We start from the raw sequence: 22,042 nt of genomic DNA, 5'->3' as shown, positions 1-22,042 counted from the left end.
TCCTGTCTCGAATCCCTGATGCGCGCCGCGCGTCAGGTCAGCCGCACCCGCGGATCGACCCAGGTGTAGACCAGGTCGATCAGCGCGTTGCTGGCGATGTAGAGCAGCGCGCCCAGGAACACCATGGTGCGCACGATGGCGAAGTCCTGTCCGGTGATCGCCTCGATGACGAAGGCGCCCAGGCCGGGGATGCCGAAGAAGCTCTCGAACACCAGGCTGCCCAGGAACACGTACGGCAGGTAGGCGCCGGCGCTGGTGATGATGGGGATCAGCGCGTTGCGCAGCACGTGGCGCATCAGCACGACCGGCTCCGACAGCCCCTTGGCGCGGGCGGTGCGCACGTAGTCCTTGCCGACTTCCTCGAGCAGCATCGCGCGGTACAGCCGCGCCTCGCCGCCCAGGCGCGACAGCAGCGACAGCGCGATCGGCAGCGCCAGGAACTTGATCGCGTCCAGGCCCGGCTCGTAGCCGTTGATCGGCACCAGCCGCAGGATGCGCGAGAAGAAGAACTGTCCCACGATGATGTAGAACAGGCTGGAGATCGACAGCATCAGCACGCAGATCACCACGCCCCAGAAGTCGATGCGCGAATTCCGGAAGAAGGTCAGCAGCACCGCGAAGGCGACGCTCACGATCAGCTGCAGCACAAAGATGGGCACCGCGAGCTGCAGGCTCACCCCCATGCGGGTCTTGATCTCATGGCCGATGTCGACGGCCTGGCGCGCGTCGGAGCGTCCGAAGTCCAGCAGCATCAGCGACACCGAGCGTTCCCAGAACACCGTGTGGGTGACCTGCTCGCTGCCGCTGCGCGACGCGTCCCAGTAGAGCGGCTTGTCGTAGCCGCGCTCAGCCTTCCACTTGTCGATCTGTTCCTGCGACACGCGCTTGCCGCCGATGTTCAGCCGGGCCATGTCGTCCGGCGTGTTGACGGTGAAGAACAGGAAGAAGGTCAGCAGGTTGACGCCGACCAGGATGGCCAGGCCGTAAGCCAGCCGGCGGGTGAGGTACTTGAACATCAGTCGGCTCCCCGCGGGGCGCTCGTGGCAGTGGGAGCGGCGCTCGGCGCGGACGTGCCGCGAGCGGTGGCGGTCTCGCGTTTCTGGAAGCTGCGGCGCGTCATCCAGACGATCGCGCCGCCGCCGATGACCAGCACCAGCAGCGGCCACCAGACCGGCCGGTTCCACTGACCTTGCAGCTGCGCGCGTTCCTTCGGATCGATGCGGTAGTAGCGCACCCCGTCGCGGATCACGATGCTGGGCTTGATGTTGTGCACCCAGCGCTGGTACGCCTGCCCCGTCCAGGCCCAGTAGCCGAAGGCCCAGGGCGCGTCCTGCTGCGTGATCTGCACCATGCGGTCGATGACCTGCTGCTTCTCGGGACCGTCGTCCAGCACCTGCGCCTGCTTGAACAGCCGGTCGAATTCGAGGCTCTCGTAATTCGCCGAGTTCTCGCCCTCATGGAGCGACTTGCTGTTGGGCCCGTAGAGCAGGAACAGGAAGTTCTCGGCGTCCGGGTAGTCCGCGAGCCAGCCCCACCAGAACACCTGGTGCTTGCCCTGGCGCAGCTTCTCCTGGAACTGGTTGTAGTCGGTGGCGCGCACGTCCAGCTGCACGCCGAGCTTGGCGAACTGCTTCACCAGCCAATCGTTCTCGGCCTTCACCTCGGGCGTCACGGTGCGCATGAAGTCGTAGTTCAGCACCAGCGGCTGGCCGCTCTTCGCGTCGCGGCCGTCGGGATAACCGGCTTCGGCGAGCAGCTGCTTCGCGTCCTCGATGGAGCGGCGCTGGACCTTGCCGTCGACGAGCTTGTGCGTCACCGGATTGAAGAACCCCGGCTGCGCCTCGCGCGAGCCGAACACGCCCGGCGGCACGGGGCCGTAGGCCGCCACGCCGCCGCGGTTCTTGAAGATGCGGCCGTAGCCCTCTTCCCAGTCGATCGCGATCGACAGCGCCTGGCGCAGCTTGCGATGGCGGGCCTCGTCCTCCGGCGTCTTCCCCTTGCCGATCACCGGATCCAGCATGTTGAAGCCGAGGTACCAATTGTTGGGATCGGTCGAGCGCGGGAACGAGAAGCCCCGCTGCTTGAAGAAGGCGTCGGTCTCGGCGGAGTCGCTCGCGTCGGCGAAGAACTCCACGCCCCAGTCGGCGCGCTCCAGGTCCGGCAGGTCGAGGTAGCCCTGCTTGAACATCTCCTTGCGCGGCACCCGCTCCTTGATCAGCGTCGCGACGATCTTGTCGATGAAGGGCATCGGCTTGCCGCAGTCGGCCAGGCGGCCGGCCGGGCCGTCGTCGGGCATGCCCTCGCAGGGATAGAGGTCCTGACGGTAGTTCGGGTTGCGCGACATCACGTGGCGCCGGTCCTGCTGGTACTCCGTCATCATGTACGGCCCGGTGCCGACAGGCCACTGGTTCCAGGACAGGCCGTGCTCGGCCATGCCGGGCTGCGAATAGAAGAGATCGGCCTCCCACGGGATCGGCGACAGGAAGGTCGTCGACATCCAGTACGACCACTGCGGGTACTTGCCCATGATGCGCACGCGCAGCAGGTGGTCGTTCACCGCCTCGGCGCCGGCCAGCGGCCACTTGCGGAAGTCCAGGAAGGGCTTGTCCGGCGCGTTCTCCGGCAGGCCCTTCAGCAGCTTGGCGTTCTCCTCGCGGATCAGCGCACCGTAGGCCTTCAGGCCGAGGACGTGCTCGGAGAACAGGCCGTAGATCGGCGCCTCGATGCGCGTGGTCGCGTGGCGCTTGAGCGCGAAGACGAAGTCGTCGGCGACGACCTCGCGCGTGCCCTGGTGCTCGAACTGCCACGGCGAGCGCTTGTCGCCCAGGTCCTTGGCCGTCAGGTGGTGATAGCGGTAGTGGCCCTGCTCGTCTTTCGCGAACGCGGGACTGGGCGCGTAGCGGACGCCGGCGCGGATGGGCACGTCGTAGACGCTCTGCGCGATCTTGTCGGCGGGCGCGTCGTCGGGCAGACGCTGGCCCTGCGCGTCGAGGTAGTACGGCTTGACGACGGCGGCCGCGGCGCGCGGGATCAGCTCGTAGGGCCGCTTCAGGTAGTGGTACCCGTAGAGCGGCTCGGTGATCTGGTAGGTGTAGACGGACTCCGGCGCGGTGTACGACGCGGTCGGATCCAGGTAGCGCGGCGAGCGCTCGTCGAACGACAGGTAGAGCGTGTTGTCCTTGGCCGCGCCGGCCGGATACGGGCTGTTGTTGCAGCCGGCCAGCAGCGCGGCGGCGGACAGCGCCGCGGCGAGCAGGCCCGCGATCCTGGCCACTGGCGCCACCCGGGCCATCCCCGTCCCGCGCCCGCCTCCAGCCGCGTGCAGCGACACGTTCCACAGCCCCGACGACATCGTCATCCTTCCAAAACGCAAACGCCGCATCCTGTGGATGCGGCATTGCCAGATTGTTGCCAAGGCCGCGCCTCTCGTGGAGGCCGGCCGACGCCGGGGCGGATCATAGCGGCCCGGTTCGCGGAGCGCCTGTGTCGTCGGTCAGCGCGACAGCTTGTCGACAGGTCGACAACGTCGGCAGTTCGAACGGTCGATCAGTGACCGTGCTTGCCGTGGCCGTGGTCATGACCATGGTGGTCATGGTCGTGGTCGTGTCCCTGATCGTGCCCGTGGTGATCATGGTGGTCGTGACCGTGGCCCACATGGCCCCAGGCGACGATGACGTCGCGGCCCTCGACCATCATCTCGGCCTTCGCACCGACCGGCAGGCACACCTTGGTCGGCACGTGCCCGAACGGCAGGCCCGTGAGGAGCGGCACCTTGACGCGCTCGCGCAGCGCCTCGACGCAGGTCTTCATCGAATAGCCGCGGTCCAGCGGCGACTTCTTCCAGCCGCTGAAGCTGCCCAGCAGCACCGCCTTCTGCGCGTCCAGCACGCCCGCCTGCCAGAGCTGCAGCAACATGCGTTCGACGCGGTACGGGTGCTCGTTGCCGTCCTCGAGGAACAGGATGCCGCCCTTGATGCGCGGGAAGTGCGGCGTGCCCAGCATCGAGCACAGCACCGTCAGGTTGCCGCCCCACAGCGTGCCGCGGGCTTCGACGCCGTCCAGGCCGGTCTCGGTGCGGAAGCCGATGGCTTCGAGCGAGCCGTCCATCGCTTCGAGGAAGCAGTCGCGGGTGATCTCGTCGACGCCGCCGTCGGTGTCGGCGCGGCCGAAGTCGTCGCAGGCGATCGGACCGGCCCAGCTCGTCTGCTTCGTGTGCGCGAGCAGCCCCAGCTGCAGCGCGGTCACGTCGCTCAGGCCGACCCAGCGCGTGCCGCGCTCGACGCTGCGGGCGATGGCCGGCCAGTCGATGCGGTCCAGCAGCCGCGTCAGGCCGTAGCCGCCGCGCGTGGCCAGCGCCACCGACGGCGCGGCCTCGGCCACGCGGTGCAGCGCGGCCAGGCGGGTGTCGTCGTCGCCGGCGAAGCGCTGGTGCTTCGCGAGCGCCGCCTCGTCGATCTCGACCTCGAAGCCGAGCGCCGTCAGCCGTTTCGCCGCGCGCTTGAGCGGTTGCGATTGCGCCAGGACGCCGGACGGGGTGTAGAGGGTCAGGGAGCTCATCGCTGCGTGTCGTCCTGCATGTTGTCCTGCATGTTGTCCTGCGAGGGATCGGAATTCATGGAAAGGTACTGCGCGTCGCCCACGGGGATCTCGGGGAACTCCTGGACTTCGGGCAGCGCGCTCAGCGTGTCGACGGCTTCGACGTCGAGGCCCTCGCCCGCTGCGCCGACCGAGGTGCCGGCGCCAGCGGCGCTGCGGCGCGCGTCGCGCAACTGGCGCGCGGCCTCGCGCCGCTCGGCGAAGAACTCGCGCAGCAGCCGCGACGACGCGTCCGCCAGCACGCCGCCGTGCAGCGCGGTGTGGTGGTTGAGCTGCTTCTGACCGAACAGGTCCAGCACCGAGCCGGCGACGCCGGTCTTCGGATCCGGCGCGGCGAAGACGACGCGCTTGAGCCGCGCATGCATCATCGCCATCGCGCACATCGCGCAGGGTTCGAGCGTCACGTAGAGCTCGCATTCCGGCAGCCGGTAGTTGCCGAGGAGCTGCGCGGCGTGACGCAGCGCGACGATCTCGGCGTGGGCGGTCGGATCGTGGGTCGTGATCGGGCGGTTATAGCCGGTCGCGATCACCTGGCCGCCGCGCATGATGACAGCGCCCACCGGCACCTCGCCGACGAGCCAGGCGTTCTGCGCCTGGTCGAGGGCGAGCCGCATCGCGTATTCATCCGCGGGGTCGGCAGGGGCGGCGGGGAGGATCTGGGGGGACTCGGTGGTCATGGCGGCACTCGCGCGGCAGTGTAGCCGCGCCCCGCTATGCTGCCGGCCCATGCAACAGGAGTTCCCCGGTCGGCAGGACGATCTCTTCGGCGAGCTGCTGCCGCCGGCGCCCGCTGCGCCGGCGCAGCGGACAACCGCGCGCGACGACGTCGATGGTGACGACGACAGCGAAGGCGGCGAGGATGATGGCAGCCAGCCCGAGGGCGCTGCCGCTCCGAAACGCCGTCGCACCGGCATCCAGCCGCAGCCGCCGGACGAAGACCAGCTTGCGCTCGCGGCCGCGTTGTCGTCGAGGATCCGGCTGGGGACCTCGTCATGGAGCTACCCAGGCTGGCAAGGCATCGTCTGGGAAGGCCGGCACGGCGGGTCCAACCTGTCGCGCAACGGTCTGACCGCCTACGCGCAACAGCCGCTGCACCGCGCGGTGAGCATCGATCGCGGCTTCTACCAGGCGCTGACGGCCAGCCAGTACGAGCGCTACGCGCAGCAGGTGCCGGAGGACTTCCGCTTCACGGTGAAGGCGCCGAGCGTGATCACCGATGCGCAGGTGCGCACCGAGGACGGTCGCGGTCGGCAGGCCAACACGGCGTTCCTCGATCCGCGGCTGGCGGTCCAGGAGTTCCTGGTGCCGGCGATGGAAGGCCTGAGCGGGCGCATCGGCGCGCTGGTGTTCCAACTGAGCCCGCTGCCGCTGGCGATGCTGGACCGCATGCCGGAGCAGCTCGACCGCCTGCACGCGATGCTGGCCGCCCTGCCCTCGCTGCGCGACGTGGCGCCGGAAGCGGTCGTGGCCGTGGAGGTCCGCGATCCCGAATGGCTGACGCCGGACTTCGTCGCGGTGCTGAAGGATTGCGGCGCGCGCTACTGCCTGAGTCTGCATCCGAAGCTGCCGTCCATCCAGGAACAGCTGCCGCTCCTGCGCGCAATGTGGCCGGGGCCGTTGGTGTGCCGCTGGAACCTGAACCGCATCCACGGGCCGTTCGGCTACGAGGACGCAGAGAAGAAATACGGCGAGTACGCCGAGATGATGGACCCCGATCCCGAGACCCGCGCGGTGCTCGCGAAGGTGATCCGCGCGACCGCCGAGGCCGGCCATCCCGCGTACGTCACGATCTCCAACCATGCGGAGGGCTCGGCGCCGCTGACGCTGCGCGCGCTGGCGCGGGAAATCGTCGCCCCTGGCGAGGTCTGAACGCGACGACGCGGAACTGCCGGTACGACTGCGACGGCGACTGCGACCAGGGCCTGGCGCGTTCAGGCGAGCGGCCAGCGCGCCAGTTCGACGTGCGTGGACAGTCCCTGCAGGCTGTCCATCAGCACGAGGTCCGTCGCCGTCCATCCCGGAACGATGAAAGGCTGCGGCTCGACGGCGAGGTCGTCGTAGAAGAGCGTCAGATGCGGGGTGAAGTGCGGATCGACCCGCAGCCCGCTCGCCTGCAGTCGCTCTCCGAGCGCCGCACGCAGCGCCCGCACGGGGTCGAGGCACGTGCCGCCGCTCAGCACCAGCGGCAGGTTCTTCCGCTTGCGAGTGAAGCTCAGGAGCTGATCGAAGTCCACGCGCACCGGTGCGTGCCGCAGCGCTGCGGCGGCGGTTTCGGCGAACTGCCTCACTTCCGCCATCACATCGGCCTGCTCGTTCTGATCGTCGTACCAGCCGAGGTGATGCAGCGTCACATGGAGGCGCTCCACCCGCGACGCCTTCGTGCGCAGGCCGAGCCTGTGCACGAGTTCATCGGAGACCGCGCCCAGCCTTTGCGCCGTGGCCGCATCGGGCCGCAGGCAGAAGAAGAGCGCGTGGCCGGTCAAGGCGCGATCACTCCGCGTCGGAGGCGCTCCGCTCGCCCTGCTTCATGAGCCCTTCGACCTGGCGGCCGACGGCTTCCGGCTGAGGCAGTCCCGACGAGGACGCGGATGAGGATGCGGACGTTCCCGGCTTCGCCGAGGCCGGCGGCTTCATGGCCTGCATCTGCTTCTTCGCGGTCAGCATCACGATGGTGAGCACCACGACGAGGAAGAGGATGGACAGGGCGCTGCGCATGCGAGGACTCCGGAAAGGAAGCGGGGATGGCGCGAAGCATAGCCACCCTGGACCGCGCCGCCCGCGTCCGGCGTCTCAGCGCGGGACCGAGGCGACACCCGGTCGCAGCCGCAGGATCTGCGGCGAGCGTTCCTGCGCGTCGCGCCAGCGCGGCTCGATCGCGCGCCAGGCGGGCGAATGCCGGCAGGCGCTCCAGCGGATCGCCCAGTCATCGGCGTCCGCGGCGCGGGTCATCCAGACGAAGACCTTTTCGCCCTCGCGCACCGGCAGGCGCGGAAAGTTGTTGGGCGAGCGCTCCGGCACGAAGCTGCCGATCACCGGCAGGCCGGCCGCCTCGATGACGGGCGCGACCTTGTGCTCGAAGAAGCGGGCGAAGCCGTCCTCCGGATCGGCCGGATCCTTCCACAGCGTGCAGAGGTGCAGGACTACCAGGCCTGGCGCGGCGCCGCGGTCGAAGAGGCCCGACGCGCGCGCCGCGTCGATGCGCGCAGGAGGCGTGCGCCCGCTCGGGCTCCTCAACAGCAGCACGTTGTCGTTGTCGACGAGCAGCGGATTCGCCTCATCGCGGTGGGCCTGCCACACGGGGCCGAAATAGAACTCGTTGAGCGTGCGTTCACGCCCAGCCATGTCGTCGAAGCCGCGGATCCAGACGAAACGGTCCGGATCGTCGAGATCGGCGAACTGCCCGTACAGCCGCATGCCGACGGCCTCCTGCGAATCGACGAAGGCCGCGTCGAACAAGCGCATGAAGCGGTCGCGCTCGCCCTTGACGATCTTGTACTGGCGCAGTTCGTAGACGGGGTGGTCGTCGGCCATCGGAGGTCTCCGTGAGGGTGTCGAAGCAGTCCGACGATTCTGGACAGAGCCGCTGACATCGCGTGTCAGGACAGGGTCTGTCGCGGACACCACGAATGGGTCGAACTTCAACCGCACATGTCAGTGGACGTCATACCGATCTCAGGCATTTCCAGCGCGCCGCATACCGTTCGAGGCCGTGGCTGTTGAAGAACCTGAGGCGAAGAATCGACGGCTTGTTGTTTCGCTGAACGCACTGGAAACGCCATGCCCGCACCTGTCATCACGATGTCCCCCGAGAGCCACATTCATCTGCCGGAAGAGCTTCGTCAGCGCTATGACTGGAAGCCCGGTCAGTCCCTCATGGTCGTCTGCCGCGAGACCGGCGTCTTCATCTGTCCGCCCGTTCCGGTCGAGGAAGCCCATGGCATCGCCTTCGGCGCCAACACGGATTTCGACCCCGACGTGGCTCAATTCCTCTAAGCCATACCCACCTGGGAGCGATCTACATGCACAAGAACCTGAGGGTAGTAGACACCTCCGCCTGGATTGAATGGTTGAGCAAGACGGAACTCGGAAAACGCTCCATGCCGACTTCCCGGTCCCTGACTGCTGCTTGGTCCCAGCCCTGGTGCAGTACGAACTGGCAGCGTGGGCGCATCGAGAACTAGGTCAATCTGAGCGCGAGCGGGTCATCGCATTCACGGAGAACTGCAGGTTCGCGCAGCTCACGCGTGAAACGACCTTGGCTGCGGCGGCGCTACGCCTCGACAGGCGCCTGCCAACGGCGGACCGACTTATCTACGCCACGGCGCGGAAACTTGGTGTGGATGTGCTGACCTGCGACGCTCATTTCGAAGGGTTGCCACATGTTGTCGTCCATCGAAAGACGACTCCACCAAGAGCGAGCGTCAGCGAACCGCGAGCCGGGTATATCCGAGGCCGCGTGCCGATGGCAGCGCACTCGTCCTCCAGCCTCATGTGATCGACATCGGCCATCGTCGAATCAAGGAGACTCAGTGTTTGCGCAGATCCCCACCATCTCTTCCATCAACCAGATCCAGATCCCTGCCGAACATCTGGAGCGATTGGGCTGGCACAGCGGTCAGCCGCTCATCTGGGTCGAATGCGATCACGGCTTGCTGCTCCGCCGCCTTATCACCGTCAACGAGGTATTCGGCCTGCCGCCGGGTCTGCACCCATTCGGCGACCAAGACATCGCCGAGTACTGTCGGCATTGCAACCCACGAGTAGCGTCAGGTTCGCATCCGCGCATCGAATAACCCAAAAAGTGGACAGGGGCCCGTCGGGTCACTGTCCACTCTCAGCGCTCCCACGTGGGCCCTCGTTGTTCATTCGACGTCCGCAGGCGGGCGCCGCGGACGCAGGGGATGGGGTCAGGTCTAGACCGGCTGAGCCACGTCGTTGACCACGAACTCGATGAACTCGGGCACATCGGGCGGTACGACCTGGCGGACTGTGGAGAACGGCAGGCGCTGGAAGGCGCGATGCCAGAAGTCCAAGGCGCGCTGGTCGTCGCGAAAGACGCAGACCAGCCACGGATGGTCCGAGGCGAGGATCGTCTGCCGGATGACCTCGGTGGCGATGCCCTGATGGCGGTACTTCGGCAGCACGTAGAGATCGCCGAACTCGAGGATCGTTCGCTGGATCGTGCCATCGCGCAGATTCTGGTGACCGACGAGGAGAAGGCCGGCGACCTCGCCCTGCTGGCGAATGAGGTAGGCCCAGTCGAAGGCGTCGGGATCCCCCAGCCGGCCAAGGAAGCCGGAGAGCGAGCTGAAGCGCCCGTTGGCATCGATGTCCTCTCCCGACCAGAACGAGGATTCGAGCTCGTAGAACTGCCAGAGGTTATCCAGCAAGGTCGCGTCGGCGGGCGTGACGCGGGTCAGGGTGTTCGAGGGAGGCGTCATGAGGGCGCGTGGAGATGGGAATCGGGCGTCGTCGCGACATGGCTGCCGACGCGCAGGATCAGGTCGAAGCGAGCGGGGGTCAGGCGTTGCCTTCGGGATCCACCGGCTCTGAGGCAGCAGCGGCAGCGACTTTCCGGTTCCGGATCGACGCCCGCTTGAACGCCCACTTCTTCAAGAGCTCGGCCACGTCCGGATCCGGCGCCCGCGAATCACACAGCGCTTCCACCTCAGCCCTGGACTTGAGATGGAAGACGGATTTCGTCGTGCGATGAATGCTTCGAGACATGACGTTGATCGTACGGTGCGCAGCCTTTGAAATGATTCCGCATAGAGGTCGCCTAGGCGCTTCCGGTTAGCCGAAACGGAATTGCCAGTCATCGGACGCCTTGAGGAAGCTGGAACGCGAAGGTATTGATAGCGTTTACGCGGCTGCCACGCTAGATGCCAGCCACCAAGGATCAAACGACTATCAAGGAGGAATGAACATGGCTCAATTCATCATCAACAAGAACGTGCAACCGAACGGGGACTACGAGGTTCACAACTTGTCAGCCGGTTGCACGCACATGCCACTGCCGCATAACCGGATCGCCCTTGGCGAACACACTTATTGCTCAGGGGCTGTTGCCGCGGAAAAAGGGCAGCGGCCAAACGATCGAATCAATGGCTGCTATTACTGCTGCAACGCATGCCACACGACGTAAGCAACCGCCGCACTTTGAAGGGCTGCCAGCGCACCATCTCGCGCACAGCCAAAAAAAGCACGAGTGCCACACGCCCGCGTGGGCACTCGTTTTCCTTTGGTGGTCTGGAGATGAGGTGCTTTCTGAAGCCCGCCACTGGCAGCTCGCCCCCATCGAGTTCTTCAGGTGGCGGATGTGGTCCCCGACAGCTGCGATCTCGATCACGGCAAAGAAGCTGGAGCTAGACAGCAATATGGCGGGGATTCCCGTGCTTGCCTCAGGATGAGGCCATGCTTTCAGTCCATTGATGCGCTCACGATGTATTTTCGACGATATCGCCCCGGATTCTGCCGATCATAGTATTCCTTTCCTCGAACCTTCATTCCGTAGAGTGCGAACTCAATTTTATCTCCCTCAATGGATATTTCACCAGGGAGTATTCCCCACCCGCCACTCCAATCAACGCCCAGCGGCAACTGAACATATACATTCTTCAACGCCGCACCTTGCTTATTTCGGAAAGACAGCAGCACTTTGCGGAGTGGCCAATTTTGCGCTCGACCTTCCGGCAGCATGACAAAGACGTAATAGTCGGGGCTCACCAACGTGCCCGCGTATTCAATCGGCCCACTATTCCAATACGAAGGCATGCCGAATTTTCCGTCGGGCAGCGTGACGGTACGGTTGTTGTAGTCGTACTTAGCCCCAGGCGGAAGGACTCTCTCCGTTGATAGGGACGGAAGTGTCTGATCCACTTCGCTCACTGAGCGGATCACCGCCTTGATGTAGCGTTCGGGAGGGGGAGATCGGGGGCGCTCGACGTATCTCGGCCCCAGTACGCGCTCGAGAAAACCATAATTTCCATCGTACCAATTGGCTCCCAGGCAGAAGGAACTTCGATTGAAGTCCGTTCCCCAAATGTAGTTTCTACGGCTCGCAATGACTTCGTTGCTGGAGAGATCCACCACCTCTTGCAGCACCCCATTGAACGTGAGTACCGTTTTCCCTATCGTCCGATGGACCGGAACATGTGTATAGCGAACTTGATATGCACCCGGGACGCGATCTTCCCTGCTTGGAGAGCGGTCGGACTGCACGTCGATCGTCCCCCACTTCCTTGGCTCACCGACGCCATAGAAAAGTTCGAATTCCCACGCGCCCATGACACTGGAGCGCGGAGAGAAGTACAGAGCACTGACGTTTGGGGCCTGTCTTGATATCACCTCACCTGCGGATTCGTAGCAGACCTTGGACATTGCATCGTGCTGCGCTTGAGCCTCAGCTAGGCTGACCTTAGGTCCATTCCCGGCGCATCCGCAGATGAGCAAGGCAAGACCACACACCATAAGGAACTTGGCTTTCATACGAAGAGCATAGGGCAACAATTTCCCCCCGGCAGTTGTCGACTGGTTTCACTGCGTCACGAGAACCCGTCCGATGCGGGGCCACAACACCCAAACACAAGACGAGTGCCACACGCTCCCGCGTGGGCACTCGTTTTCATTGACGGATTGCGTGGCGACGCTTTACACGTGCAGATCGCTCAACGGCACGCCTGCTTCCTTCTCGACATCCAAATATTGTTCCTTGAGGTAGGCAAGGAACTGCGTGAGGTGGACGTGGTATTCCTCATAGTCGGCTCGGTCGTGCGGGCGAATAGTCTCGCTGCGGAGCAGCCCCTCGTGATACAGGACTGCGTCGCGCACGGCTTGCAATAGCATGGGCGCAAAAGCGTTTGGGATGGTGATCACGCGGCTTCCTTTCGGTACGCTCAAGTCTGGTTGGCTTGACCCGAAGCGTCTGCAATCGCCTTGAGAAGCGCATCGGCGAGCTTCTTCGCCTCCTCGACGTTCAATTCAATCTCGGTGTTCGCCGTCACGTTCCGATCAGCGATGCCATCGAGGGAAACGGCAGAGATGTCGACATCGGGGTGCACGTCCCAGGTCTCGATGTTGATGAAGCCCGGATGGACCTGAGCTACCTCAATCCAACCCTGGCGATACGGAACGCCGATCGCTTTAACGCGGACACTTTTCATGGCCTGCCTCGTGTGAGCCGTTGACGCAGCGTAGCTCGCGGCGTCGTCCCCCCAAAACAAAACGAGTGCCACACGCTTTCGCGCGGGCACTCGTTATCTTTTGGGGTCTGGGGATTAGGGGTCGGTCTGAAATTCGACACGGTCAGCCCGTCGGGAGGGTGTTCTGCATCTGCCGGCCGTGTTCTTCGACGGCTGCGATCTCGATGACCGTGAAGTAGCAGGAGACCTCGTGGAGGAGCTCGATGGCGATATCGCGGGGGTTGCAGTTCGTGCGGCTCGTGCGGCTCGTGCTCGCGGAGAAGTCGACTTCCTGGAAGAACGAGGTCGCGTGCGCGAGGCGGTTGCGCAGATTCGCGATGGCTGCGCGGACGGTGATGTCCTGGTCGAGCACGAGCGCATGCTTGTAGAAGCCGCCGTCTGCGCCGACCCCGTAGTGATAGGGGTTGCCGGCGGCGACGCTGAGCTGCTCCAGCGTGCGGTCGGAGTTGAGCGCGAGGGGATGGCGGTCGAGGAACGGGACCGCGCGCTCGCCGGGATTGGGGTCCAACTCGATGTGTTCGAGGGCGAGGAATTCCGAGAGCTGGAAGTTGCTGTTGGCGACGGATTGGATGAGGCGATTGGAGGGCATGGAAGTCCTTAACTAAATGACAGTTGAGGGACGACCACCTGACCTGTTGAATGCGGAGGGTGGGCGAGATGCCTAAACACGCATTTTCAGCGTGTGGTCGTCCTCGCGGAGCAACCCATCTCGCCCAAAGATCAAGCGAAACGAGCCCAAGGGGCTCGAATTTCTATTTCTAAGCGAGTGATGTTTAGGACATCGAAGGCACATTTTGGTTCCGACCCACAAATCTTTCAATCACACAAATCTGTGAATTCGAGCATCGTCACTACCGACTCCAGTAGTGACGTGACTTGTTCAGGGCGAACTAAGTCGCAGCCTTCCGATCAGCACGAATTTGAAGACGTCGCACCTCATGTATAAATTGAACAAATTTATACAACGACTGATAATCGTATGGAGAAATCCCGTCCGCATCAAAATGCATGACGCGATTTCTAATCAACCGAATAAGATCCAGTTCCTTAACGAATACTTTGCGATCAATCGATATTCTTAGTTTGCCCCAAAACTCCGCCTTACCCAGCAGCGCAACATACTCACCAAAGGTCAGGTCTGCGACATTTGCGATGATTCGTTCCGTATCAGCATTATCCTTTACAGATCCCAACTCATCTGCATCAAAGCGGCCATCGATGAGTTTACGGATATGATTTTCAATCTCTCCAAGCAGGAGAAAAGGTTCGGATAGTTGTTTGAATTGAAGACTTAGATCCGTCGATGTCACTATCCCCTGGATCTTTCGATCCAAGCCACGAACCAACACATAAGAATTTTCAATAATGGTTGGGATGACTGAGAATAATGAGGCGTCGGCATCCACCTCGAGGTGAGGTTTCATATGCTCACGCACCGTTCCCGCAGGAGCCTCTGCGCTCAATGCCAACGTAGGGCCGATACTTTTCCAACTGACCACACCTTTCACATCGCGCTCAGACGACATCACCGGCAGTTGAGAGAAGTCATGCCGCAGCATCAACGTCACCGCCTCTTGCAGAGTGCAGTCAGGCGCAACGTATAGCGGCACAGTATTCGCCGCCAAGAGTCTGCCAATTCTGAAGGCAGGTTCCGCTAGTGCCCCGACAACTAAGCGGCGCGAAACGGCGCTTTCAGCAACAACCTCTCCTTCCGCTATGTTGTCCTGCTCTTCCTCCTCTTCCTCTTCCAACTCCTCAATCTCTTCCTCATCGTCGTTTGCGGACTTTGACAGGATGAAACTTACTGGAGTATCTAGAGGGACCGACTCAAAATCGGGAACAGTCTCAACCTCGTGCGTTCTCAATAAATCTCGAACCCAGTACACAACTTGAGTTCCTCGACGCTCGGCATTGAACCATGCAAGCAGCTCTCTGACGGAAATCGGATCAATCGGCTTCTGCTGATCTAGACCCTCTTTGATTGCCGCCATTCGCTGAGTTCGCTCTGTCGTAGTCAGAAACATTTACTCTCCCAAATTTTTTAGTATCGCTAGCGCCTCAAAAGCCGAACGCCAACCTCACCCCACCCCAATGCCTCCCAGCAACGGTGACGGGTGCCGAAGCCTCCTTGAGCAGCACGAAGTTCCCGCCGCCCATATCCCGGCGGTAGGTTTGCAGGAGGAACGGTCGTTGATTCCGGGCTGACGCCAGCCCTGTCCGGTCGTTGAAGATCCGCCGGTAGCGGCTGTTGGCTGTGTTCCAAGCCACATCCCCCGCGCGCTGGGGCTGGCAGTACCGCTTGTTATGCGTCGCCACGTACCCGTTGCGGTCCACCGCGATGCAGAACACCACCTTGTCCGAGAACTTCAGCACCCGCTCCTGGACCTCCGGGAACAGCTGATCCGCGATCTGCGTGAATCTCGTCGTGAACTGCTGCGGGTCGGTCCCAGCGATCGGCTGGTAATGCTCGTCGAAGAGCGACGACACATCGATCCGCTTCTCCTTCACCGCGCGTTCGAGCAGGCCGGCAATCTCCGCCGCCGCCCCCTGCACCGCCTGGATGTACGGCGAGTCCTCGACCTCGACGCCGCTCGACGCGATCTGCTCGATCATCTGCTCCGACAGCCGCAGGAAACGGTCGCTGCACGCGAACGCCGATTCCAGCTTGCGCATCGCCTGCTGGATCTCCACCCCGAGCTCTCCCGAGCGCTCCGCCAACTGCTGCGTCGTCGCCTGGCTTTCCTGCGCCGATTTCGCGATGAGGTCGACATCGACCTCCACATCCGCGAACGCCTGCAGGATCTTGCTCTGACCGGCTCCTCCCGAGCCGTCCGCCCTCAGCTCCCGGCTGAAGGTCTCGATCCGCGCATCCAGCGTCCCCACCGTGCCCATGATGGCCTTCGACGACGCTTCCACCTGCGCCGCCAAGTCCTTCACCGCATCCGCCACCACGCCGAAACCGCGCCCCGCCTCGCCGGCGCGCTTGGCCTCCACCGACGCGTTGAACGCCACCAGCCGCGTCTGCAACGCGATCTTCGTGATCTCGGAGGCCGCGTCGGACACCTGCCGCAGCGTCGACACGATGCCGCCGACTTCTTCGCCCACGCCGGACAGCGCCGTGCGCGCGCGCTCCACCGCCTCGCGCGTCTGGTTCGTCGATTGGTTGATGCCGTCCTGCGCATGCCGGACCTGCTCCAGCTCGGAGCCCAGCGCCTGCATCGCCTGCGCCTGCGAGGTCACGACCTTCTGCGTGTCCTCCAGCAACCCGCGGACTTCGGCCGCGTCGCGGCCCAGCTTCGAGACGCCGCCCGAGAGCTCCCGGACGACCTGGCTCGTGTTGTTGTGCATCGCCGGCTCACGCAAACCGACCTCGGTTCCGCCAGCCGACGCGTCAGGCGCCGCCTCCCCGGCGCGCCTGCGCAATGAGTCCCACATCGGACGCTCCCCCCATGGTTCTTGACCACAAGGACTGCGGCCGCTATGCGGCTACTTTTACCAGTCGCGCAGCTTCACGCGCAATCGGGCAATCGCTTGACTGTGCAGCTGGCACACCCGCGATTCGGTCACCTTCAGCACCGCGGCGATCTCTTTCAGGTTCATGTCATGTTCGTAGTACATGGACATGACATACGCCTCGCGCTCCGGCAGGTTCTTGATCGCCTCCACCAGCGCCTCGCGCATGCGGTGGTCGCCCAGCATCGACATCGGGTCCGCCGAGTTGTCACCCACGTGGCGGTCCAGGTAGTCGTCGTTGTCCTCGCCTCCGGAGATGTCCTCCAGATAGACGAGTTGCGTCCCGCGCACCTTGCCCAGCATCTCCTGGTACTCCGTCAGCGGAATGCCCATCTCGGCGGCAATCTCCGACTCCTGCGGCGCCCGGCCGAGCTTCTGCTCCAGCTTGTGCACCGCGCTCTCGATCGAGCGCTGCTGGCGGCGGTTGCCGCGGCTCATCCAGTCGTTGCCGCGCAGCTCATCGAGCATCGCGCCGCGGATGCGCTGCGTCGCGAACGTCTCGAACTGCACGCCCTGCGCCGTGTCGAAGCGCGACAGCGCGTCCGTCAGGCCGATCAGGCCGACCTGGATCAGGTCGTCCAGTTCGACGTTGGCCGGCAGTTTCGCGATCATCTGATGCGCCAGTCGGCGCACCAGCGGGCTGTACTGGCGGATCAGCGAGTTGTTGTCGAGTTGACCCTTGGCGGTGTACATCGTCTCGTCTCCAATCCGGCGTCAATGCGCAGCGAGGGTCACGCCTTGCGGGGCGCGGCCAGCCTTGGGCTGCCACATCGGTCGCGGACGCAGCGGCATGGCGTCAGCAGCGCTGTCGAGCGCCGCTCCGGGCACCGAAGCCAGCAGCAGTTCGCGCGCCATGTGACGCATCTCGTGCGTCAGCGGCGCCGTCACCGGCTGGCGGGGATCCAAACAAGCCCACTCGCGCAGCACCGCGCCGAGGAAACCGTCGCCGCAGCTCGACAGCTGCTGCGCGATCCGCTCCGCCAGGCGCAGCTGCGGGTTGCAGGCCAGCAGCAGGCTGTAGACCATCAGGCCAGCGCGCTGCGTCAGCCACTTCATGCCGGCGTAGGCGTAGGTCACGCTCTGCACGTCGGTGTCGGCCAGCAGCACCGGACGCACTTCGCGCGAGACCAGCACGCGGCTCAGTTCCGCGGCGCTGGCGTGCAGCAGCACGACGTCCGCGTACGGCGCGGCGTCGGTCACTGCTTCCAAAAATTGGGCGGCCGAGCCGTTGGCATTGACGTAGCGCATCGGCAGTCCGCGCGCGGCCAGGAAGGAGACCTTCGCCGACAGCGGTTCCACACAGGCCGCGAGGTCCACCGCCGCCAGTTCCGACGCCGCCGAAGCCTGCTCGCCCGCGTCCACGACCAGCGTGTGCAGGCCGAGTTCCCCGAAAGCCGCGCACATGCCTTCCAGCAGCGCGCCGCTGCCTACGACGTGCGGGTTGCTCACCACCGGCACCACGCGCACGCGCGCCGTGGCGAACAGACGGCGCAGGCCGTCGGCCTGGTCCTTGGGAGCATTGCTGAAGTCGCGCATTGGGCTGCTCTGTGTCTCTTGCGTGTTCCGCCCCAGCGCCCTGTCCCTCTCGAGAGGAACCGGCCAATGCTGGAGCCGTTACCGGAAGTTTCCCTCCCGGGGCCACCCTTTGACCGGGAATTGAAAGGGGGAAACACCCCGCTTTTCTCTCCCGTCACCCTCACCTCGTGGACCTCTCACACAACGACGTCGGACCTGCCCCCGCTCCGATGGAAACCCAATGGAAAAAGGGGGAAGAGCCCGAACCCTTCCCCCTTTCTAGAACTTGTGCCCGCCTTTGGCAACTCCCCTCCCCGGGAAGCCCCCTCCGACCGAGCGGTCAGCCCTTGATCAATTCATCCCCATCGGCGATGCGGCGCCCGCGCCGCCCGCCATGGTGCCGGCGGTGAAGATCAGGTTGACGTCGGAGGCGTCCACGCGCCAGGCCGACTGGCCGTGGCTGCGCAGCGCGCGCTGCACCAGCGCCTGCGACGACAGGCGATGCCAGTCTTCCGGCACGCGCTGGCCGTTGGTGACGCCCAGCACGCGCAGCTTGTGGCGGATCACGGTGTCCAGCGCCGGGGCCAGCTTCACCGCTTCGTCCAGCTTCGACAGGATGACGCCCTGCGCTTCCGCGCCGCGCCATGCGCCGACCACGTCCTCGATCGTCTCGCCCTGCTGGGCGGCGTTGACGACCAGGATGCGCTTGATGCTCTTGTGCGCCAGCATGTCCAGCAGCTCGGCGGTCCGGCTGTCGCGCTGGGCCGTGCCGGCCGTGTCGATCAGCACCATCTTCTTGGACGACAGCAGGTCCAGCAGGTCTTCCAGCGACGCGCGGTCATGCGCCGTGTGCACCGGCACGCCGAGGATGCGGCCGTAGGCGCGCAGCTGCTCGTGAGCGCCGATCCGGTAGGCGTCCAGCGTGATCAGGCCCAGCTGGCTCGCGCCGTACTTGGTCGCGAAGGCCGCGGCGATCTTGGCCGTCGTCGTCGTCTTGCCGACGCCGGTCGAGCCGATCATCGCGAACACGCCGCCCTGATCTTCCAGGGCCGGCTGCTGCTCGGCGGTCTGCACGTTGCGCGACAGCACGTTCGCGGCCCACGCCTGCGAATCGGCTTCCTCGGTCGTCTGCGCCGGCAGGCCTTCGACCAGCTTGCGCACCAGGGCCGGCGAGAAACCGGAATCCAGCAGCTTCTGCGTCAGGCGAGCCTGCGCCGGCTGGCGCTGCAGCTTCTCCATGAAGGCCAGCGCGCCGAAGCGCTCTTCGATCATGCCCTTCATCGCGCGCAGCTCGGTCATCATCTCCTGCTCGCGACGCGAGGACGACGGCATGTCGTTCAGCGGATGGTTGCCCATCCCGCCGAAGCCGTGGCCGATGCCGCCCAGGTCCTGCATGGCCTGCTGCTGCACACGGATCTCGTCGCGCAGCACCGGCGGCACGACGCGCGGCGCGGGCGCCGGCGCGGGTTCGTAGGCACGCTCGTCGACACGACGGGCGCCCAGGGTCTGCATCGCCGAACGCGCGCGCTGATCGCGCTGCGCGGCCATCGAGGCGACCGATTCATTCATCTGCGATGGCGAGAAGGCCGGCGCCGGCTCGTCCATCATCGGATCGGGCAGGCCGTTCATCTCGGCCGAGCGGCGCTTGAGCATGCGTTCCCGGACGTAGTCCTGGAAGGACAGCGTGCTCATCGCCATCGCGTTCACGTCTTCGCCCACCGAGCCGCCGAAACCGGGTTCGGCGCGCTGCGGGGCCGGCGACGCGGCCAGACGCTGCTTGAGCGCCTGACGCGGTTGCACTTCTTCCCGCTGCGGCTGGGCAGCCGACTGGCGCGGCGCGGCGGCGCGCGGCGCAGCAGCGCCGGCGGCACGCGGCGTCGAGGCGGCGACGCGCTCGATCTGCGACATGCCTTCCGGCGCCATCGCCAGCACCTCCACCCCTTCGGGGCAGGGCTTGTTCGAGAGCACGACCGCTTCGTCGCCGAAGGCCTGGCGGACCAGGGCCATGGCTTCGCGGGAATTGCGGGCGGTAAAGCGTTTGACGTTCATGCCGTGCCTCCGATGATGGAGCCGATGCGGATCGTGTGCGTTTCAGGAATCTCGCTGTGTCCCAGCACCTTCAGCCGCGGCGCAGCGCGCTTGAGCAGTCGGGCCAGGGGAGCGCGAATCAGGTCGGGCACCAGCAGGCAGGCGGGCAAACCGCGATCCTCTTGGGATTGCGCCGTTTGCGCGGCACTTCTTGCAAGCGTGTCGGCCACACCGGGATCCAGCGCCGCGCCGTGAGGCGAGTGCAGGGCCTGCGAGACCAGACGTTCCAGCTCGGGATCGAGGGCGATGACGTCGAGCTCCTTGGCCGGACCGTAGATCTGCTGCACGATCGCCGGAGCGATGTGGATGCGGATGCGACGGGCCAGCTCGGCGGGATCGGTCGTCTGCGTGGCGTTTTCGGCCAGGCTTTCCACGATGGAACGCATGTCGCGGATGTGCACGCCCTCTTCCAGCAGGAACTGGAGGACTCGTTGCAGGGCGGCGACATTGACCATCTTGGGAATCACGTCTTCGATGAGTTGGGGCGCTTGCTTGGTGAGGTGATCCACCAGCTGCTGGGTTTCCACTCGACCCAACAACCGGGCCGCGTGAACTTGCAGCAAGTGTGAAAGATGAGTGGCCACCACGGTCGCGCAATCAACGACGGTAAAGCCCGCCATTTGCGCCATATCCCGTTGCCGCTCTTCGACCCAGACCGCCGGAAGTCCGAAGGCAGGGTCCGTGGTGGGCGTCCCGATCAGCTTCTGCGTGGCGTGACCGGGGTTGATGGCGAGCCACATGCCCGGGTAGGCCTCCGCTTCCCCGATCACCGCGCCGCGCAGCGTCACGCGGTACTGGCTGGGGCGCAGCTCCAGGTTGTCCCGGATGTGCACCGACGGGGGCAGGAAACCGATGTCCTGCGCAAACTTGCGGCGTACGCCCTTGATGCGGCTCAGCAGGTCGCCTTCGCGCGACTTGTCGACCAGCGTGATCAGGCGGTAGCCGACTTCCAATCCCAGCGTGTCCACGGCGACGACGTCGTCCCAGGAGGCTTCGGCGTCCGGATTCGGCGCGCCCGGCACGGCGGCGGCCGGCTTCTTGGATTCGGCGGCCTGCTTGGCCTGCTCCTTGGTGCGCAGCCAGTACGCCAGGTAGCCCAGGGCGCCGGCGATGATCAGGAAGACCAGGTGCGGCATGCCCGGGATCAGGCCCAGGATGAAGACCACACCCGCGGTGATGGCGACGGCCTTGGTCGAGCCGAACACCTGCGAGCCGATCATCTGGCCGACGTCCTTGTCCTTGCCGACGCGCGACACGACCAGGGCGGAGGAGACGGAGATCAGCAGCGCCGGGATCTGCGCCACCAGCGCGTCGCCGACGGCCAGCAGGATGTAGCTGTCGGCGGCCTGGCCGGCGGACAACCCGTGCTGGACCACGCCGATGACGAAGCCGCCGATGATGTTGATGAAAAGGATCAGGATGCCGGCGATCGCGTCGCCGCGCACGAACTTCGAGGCACCGTCCATGGAGCCGAAGAAGTCCGCTTCGTCGCCCAGTTCGGCACGGCGGCGCTTGGCTTCCTTCTCGTCGATCAGGCCGGCGGACAGGTCGGCGTCGATCGCCATCTGCTTGCCGGGCATGGCGTCCAGGGTGAAACGCGCGCCGACTTCGGCGATCCGCTCGGCACCCTTGGTGACCACGATGAAGTTGATGACCACCAGGATCGCGAACACGATCAGGCCGACGGCGAAGTTGCCGCCGATCAGGAAGTGGCCGAAGGACTCGATGACCTTGCCCGCGGCGCCGGCGCCGGTGTGGCCTTCCAGCAGCACCACGCGGGTGGAGGCGACGTTCAGCGACAGGCGCAGCAGCGTCGTGATCAGCAGGACGGTCGGGAAGGCGGCGAAGTCCAGCGGCCGCACCATCTGCGAGGCCACCAGCATCACCATGATGGACATGGCGATGTTGAAGGTGAAGAACAGGTCGAGGGCGAAGGCCGGCAGCGGCAGCACCATCATCGACAGGATGATCATGATGGCGATCGGCGCCCCGAGCGCCTGCACGATGGCGGCGCGGGGTCCGAGGAGGTTCTGCAAACGGGCCATCAGCTCGTTCATCGGTGCTGCCTTCAACCTGTTGGATGCCGGAGGGGAAGATCACTCGCCCGACACTGCCGTCGAGCCCCGCCA

General features: G+C 65.0%; 23 protein-coding genes and 1 pseudogene. 5 read left to right on the top strand and 19 right to left on the bottom strand.

What is annotated here, in order from left to right; all coding sequences use genetic code 11:
- Positions 1–32: 32 nt before the first annotated feature.
- From PV762_RS01285 to tadA, 4 genes and pseudogenes are all read right to left on the bottom strand, one after another.
- On the bottom strand, positions 33–1,016 hold the full coding sequence (locus PV762_RS01285) for an ABC transporter permease (RefSeq protein WP_421033213.1): 984 nt from the start codon (positions 1,014–1,016) through the stop codon (positions 33–35).
- Positions 1,016–3,292 carry an ABC transporter substrate-binding protein gene (locus PV762_RS01280; protein WP_421033406.1) on the bottom strand — a complete coding sequence of 759 codons (2,277 nt, stop codon included), beginning with the start codon at positions 3,290–3,292 and terminating at the stop codon, positions 1,016–1,018. The genes PV762_RS01285 and PV762_RS01280 overlap by 1 nt, the downstream gene beginning before the upstream one ends.
- A 254-nt stretch (positions 3,293–3,546) precedes the next feature.
- The gene (locus PV762_RS01275) at positions 3,547–4,557 is read right to left on the bottom strand and encodes an LD-carboxypeptidase (protein ID WP_421033212.1); all 1,011 of its coding nucleotides are present in this window, start codon (positions 4,555–4,557) and stop codon (positions 3,547–3,549) included.
- 182 nt (positions 4,558–4,739) lie between these two features.
- Positions 4,740–5,273 (bottom strand): annotated as a pseudogene (gene tadA, locus PV762_RS01270) (tRNA adenosine(34) deaminase TadA); the annotation flags it as partial.
- Between the two features lie 49 nt (positions 5,274–5,322).
- On the opposite strand from tadA, the gene PV762_RS01265 reads away from it, so the two are divergent.
- On the top strand, positions 5,323–6,465 hold the full coding sequence (locus tag PV762_RS01265) for a DUF72 domain-containing protein (RefSeq protein ID WP_421033211.1): 1,143 nt from the start codon (positions 5,323–5,325) through the stop codon (positions 6,463–6,465).
- A gap of 62 nt (positions 6,466–6,527) precedes the next feature.
- Here the strand turns inward: PV762_RS01265 and PV762_RS01260 are convergent, their stop codons facing one another.
- The 3 genes from PV762_RS01260 to PV762_RS01250 form a co-directional block, all read right to left on the bottom strand.
- Entirely contained in the window at positions 6,528–7,079 is a 552-nt protein-coding gene (locus tag PV762_RS01260) for a 2'-5' RNA ligase family protein (protein ID WP_421033210.1), read from the bottom strand.
- A 7-nt stretch (positions 7,080–7,086) separates the two neighbouring features.
- On the bottom strand, positions 7,087–7,311 hold the full coding sequence (locus PV762_RS01255; RefSeq protein WP_421033209.1) for a hypothetical protein: 225 nt from the start codon (positions 7,309–7,311) through the stop codon (positions 7,087–7,089).
- Positions 7,312–7,386: 75 nt separating this feature from the next.
- Positions 7,387–8,127, bottom strand: coding sequence for an NIPSNAP family protein (locus tag PV762_RS01250; RefSeq protein ID WP_421033208.1), 741 nt, complete (start codon positions 8,125–8,127; stop codon positions 7,387–7,389).
- A 246-nt stretch (positions 8,128–8,373) separates the two neighbouring features.
- On the opposite strand from PV762_RS01250, the gene PV762_RS01245 reads away from it, so the two are divergent.
- The 3 genes from PV762_RS01245 to PV762_RS01235 all read left to right on the top strand — a co-directional run bounded on the left by PV762_RS01245 (position 8,374) and on the right by PV762_RS01235 (position 9,389).
- Entirely contained in the window at positions 8,374–8,589 is a 216-nt protein-coding gene (locus tag PV762_RS01245; protein WP_421033207.1) for a hypothetical protein, read from the top strand.
- Positions 8,590–8,659: 70 nt separating this feature from the next.
- Entirely contained in the window at positions 8,660–9,091 is a 432-nt protein-coding gene (locus PV762_RS01240) for a type II toxin-antitoxin system VapC family toxin (RefSeq protein ID WP_421033206.1), read from the top strand.
- 34 nt (positions 9,092–9,125) lie between these two features.
- The gene (locus PV762_RS01235) at positions 9,126–9,389 is read left to right on the top strand and encodes a hypothetical protein (RefSeq protein WP_421033205.1); all 264 of its coding nucleotides are present in this window, start codon (positions 9,126–9,128) and stop codon (positions 9,387–9,389) included.
- Positions 9,390–9,509: 120 nt separating this feature from the next.
- Here the strand turns inward: PV762_RS01235 and PV762_RS01230 are convergent, their stop codons facing one another.
- Entirely contained in the window at positions 9,510–10,037 is a 528-nt protein-coding gene (locus PV762_RS01230) for a GNAT family N-acetyltransferase (protein WP_421033204.1), read from the bottom strand.
- 79 nt (positions 10,038–10,116) lie between these two features.
- Entirely contained in the window at positions 10,117–10,323 is a 207-nt protein-coding gene (locus PV762_RS01225) for a hypothetical protein (RefSeq protein WP_421033203.1), read from the bottom strand.
- 308 nt (positions 10,324–10,631) lie between these two features.
- Between PV762_RS01225 and PV762_RS01220 the strand changes: the two genes are divergently transcribed.
- Positions 10,632–11,006, top strand: coding sequence for a hypothetical protein (locus tag PV762_RS01220; protein WP_421033202.1), 375 nt, complete (start codon positions 10,632–10,634; stop codon positions 11,004–11,006).
- Between the two features lie 10 nt (positions 11,007–11,016).
- Here the strand turns inward: PV762_RS01220 and PV762_RS01215 are convergent, their stop codons facing one another.
- The 10 genes from PV762_RS01215 to flhA form a co-directional block, all read right to left on the bottom strand.
- On the bottom strand, positions 11,017–12,084 hold the full coding sequence (locus PV762_RS01215; RefSeq protein ID WP_421033201.1) for a hypothetical protein: 1,068 nt from the start codon (positions 12,082–12,084) through the stop codon (positions 11,017–11,019).
- 162 nt (positions 12,085–12,246) lie between these two features.
- Positions 12,247–12,471: a hypothetical protein gene (locus PV762_RS01210; protein WP_421033200.1), complete on the bottom strand. Its 225-nt coding sequence runs from the start codon at positions 12,469–12,471 to the stop codon at positions 12,247–12,249.
- Between the two features lie 20 nt (positions 12,472–12,491).
- On the bottom strand, positions 12,492–12,758 hold the full coding sequence (locus PV762_RS01205; RefSeq protein WP_421033199.1) for a hypothetical protein: 267 nt from the start codon (positions 12,756–12,758) through the stop codon (positions 12,492–12,494).
- A gap of 142 nt (positions 12,759–12,900) precedes the next feature.
- Positions 12,901–13,386 (bottom strand): hypothetical protein, encoded by a 486-nt coding sequence (locus PV762_RS01200; RefSeq protein ID WP_421033198.1) that lies wholly within the window; start codon positions 13,384–13,386, stop codon positions 12,901–12,903.
- Positions 13,387–13,687: 301 nt separating this feature from the next.
- Positions 13,688–14,821: an HPP family protein gene (locus tag PV762_RS01195; protein ID WP_421033197.1), complete on the bottom strand. Its 1,134-nt coding sequence runs from the start codon at positions 14,819–14,821 to the stop codon at positions 13,688–13,690.
- Between the two features lie 34 nt (positions 14,822–14,855).
- Positions 14,856–16,016, bottom strand: a complete 1,161-nt coding sequence (locus PV762_RS01190; protein WP_421033196.1) for a methyl-accepting chemotaxis protein — start codon at positions 16,014–16,016, stop codon at positions 14,856–14,858.
- 273 nt (positions 16,017–16,289) lie between these two features.
- Entirely contained in the window at positions 16,290–17,003 is a 714-nt protein-coding gene (locus tag PV762_RS01185; protein WP_421033195.1) for an RNA polymerase sigma factor FliA, read from the bottom strand.
- Positions 17,004–17,024: 21 nt separating this feature from the next.
- Positions 17,025–17,846 (bottom strand): MinD/ParA family ATP-binding protein, encoded by an 822-nt coding sequence (locus PV762_RS01180; protein WP_088403409.1) that lies wholly within the window; start codon positions 17,844–17,846, stop codon positions 17,025–17,027.
- Positions 17,847–18,176: 330 nt separating this feature from the next.
- Positions 18,177–19,874, bottom strand: coding sequence for a flagellar biosynthesis protein FlhF (gene flhF, locus PV762_RS01175; protein WP_421033194.1), 1,698 nt, complete (start codon positions 19,872–19,874; stop codon positions 18,177–18,179).
- Positions 19,871–21,970 carry a flagellar biosynthesis protein FlhA gene (gene flhA / locus PV762_RS01170; protein ID WP_421033193.1) on the bottom strand — a complete coding sequence of 700 codons (2,100 nt, stop codon included), beginning with the start codon at positions 21,968–21,970 and terminating at the stop codon, positions 19,871–19,873. The genes flhF and flhA overlap by 4 nt, the downstream gene beginning before the upstream one ends.
- Positions 21,971–22,042: the final 72 nt, after the last annotated feature.

The organism is Mitsuaria sp. CC2, assembly GCF_048957715.1.
GTDB lineage: Bacteria > Pseudomonadota > Gammaproteobacteria > Burkholderiales > Burkholderiaceae_C > Roseateles.
Note: the sequence above shows the minus strand (reverse complement) of the source record. Positions and strands in the feature narration are given on the sequence as shown.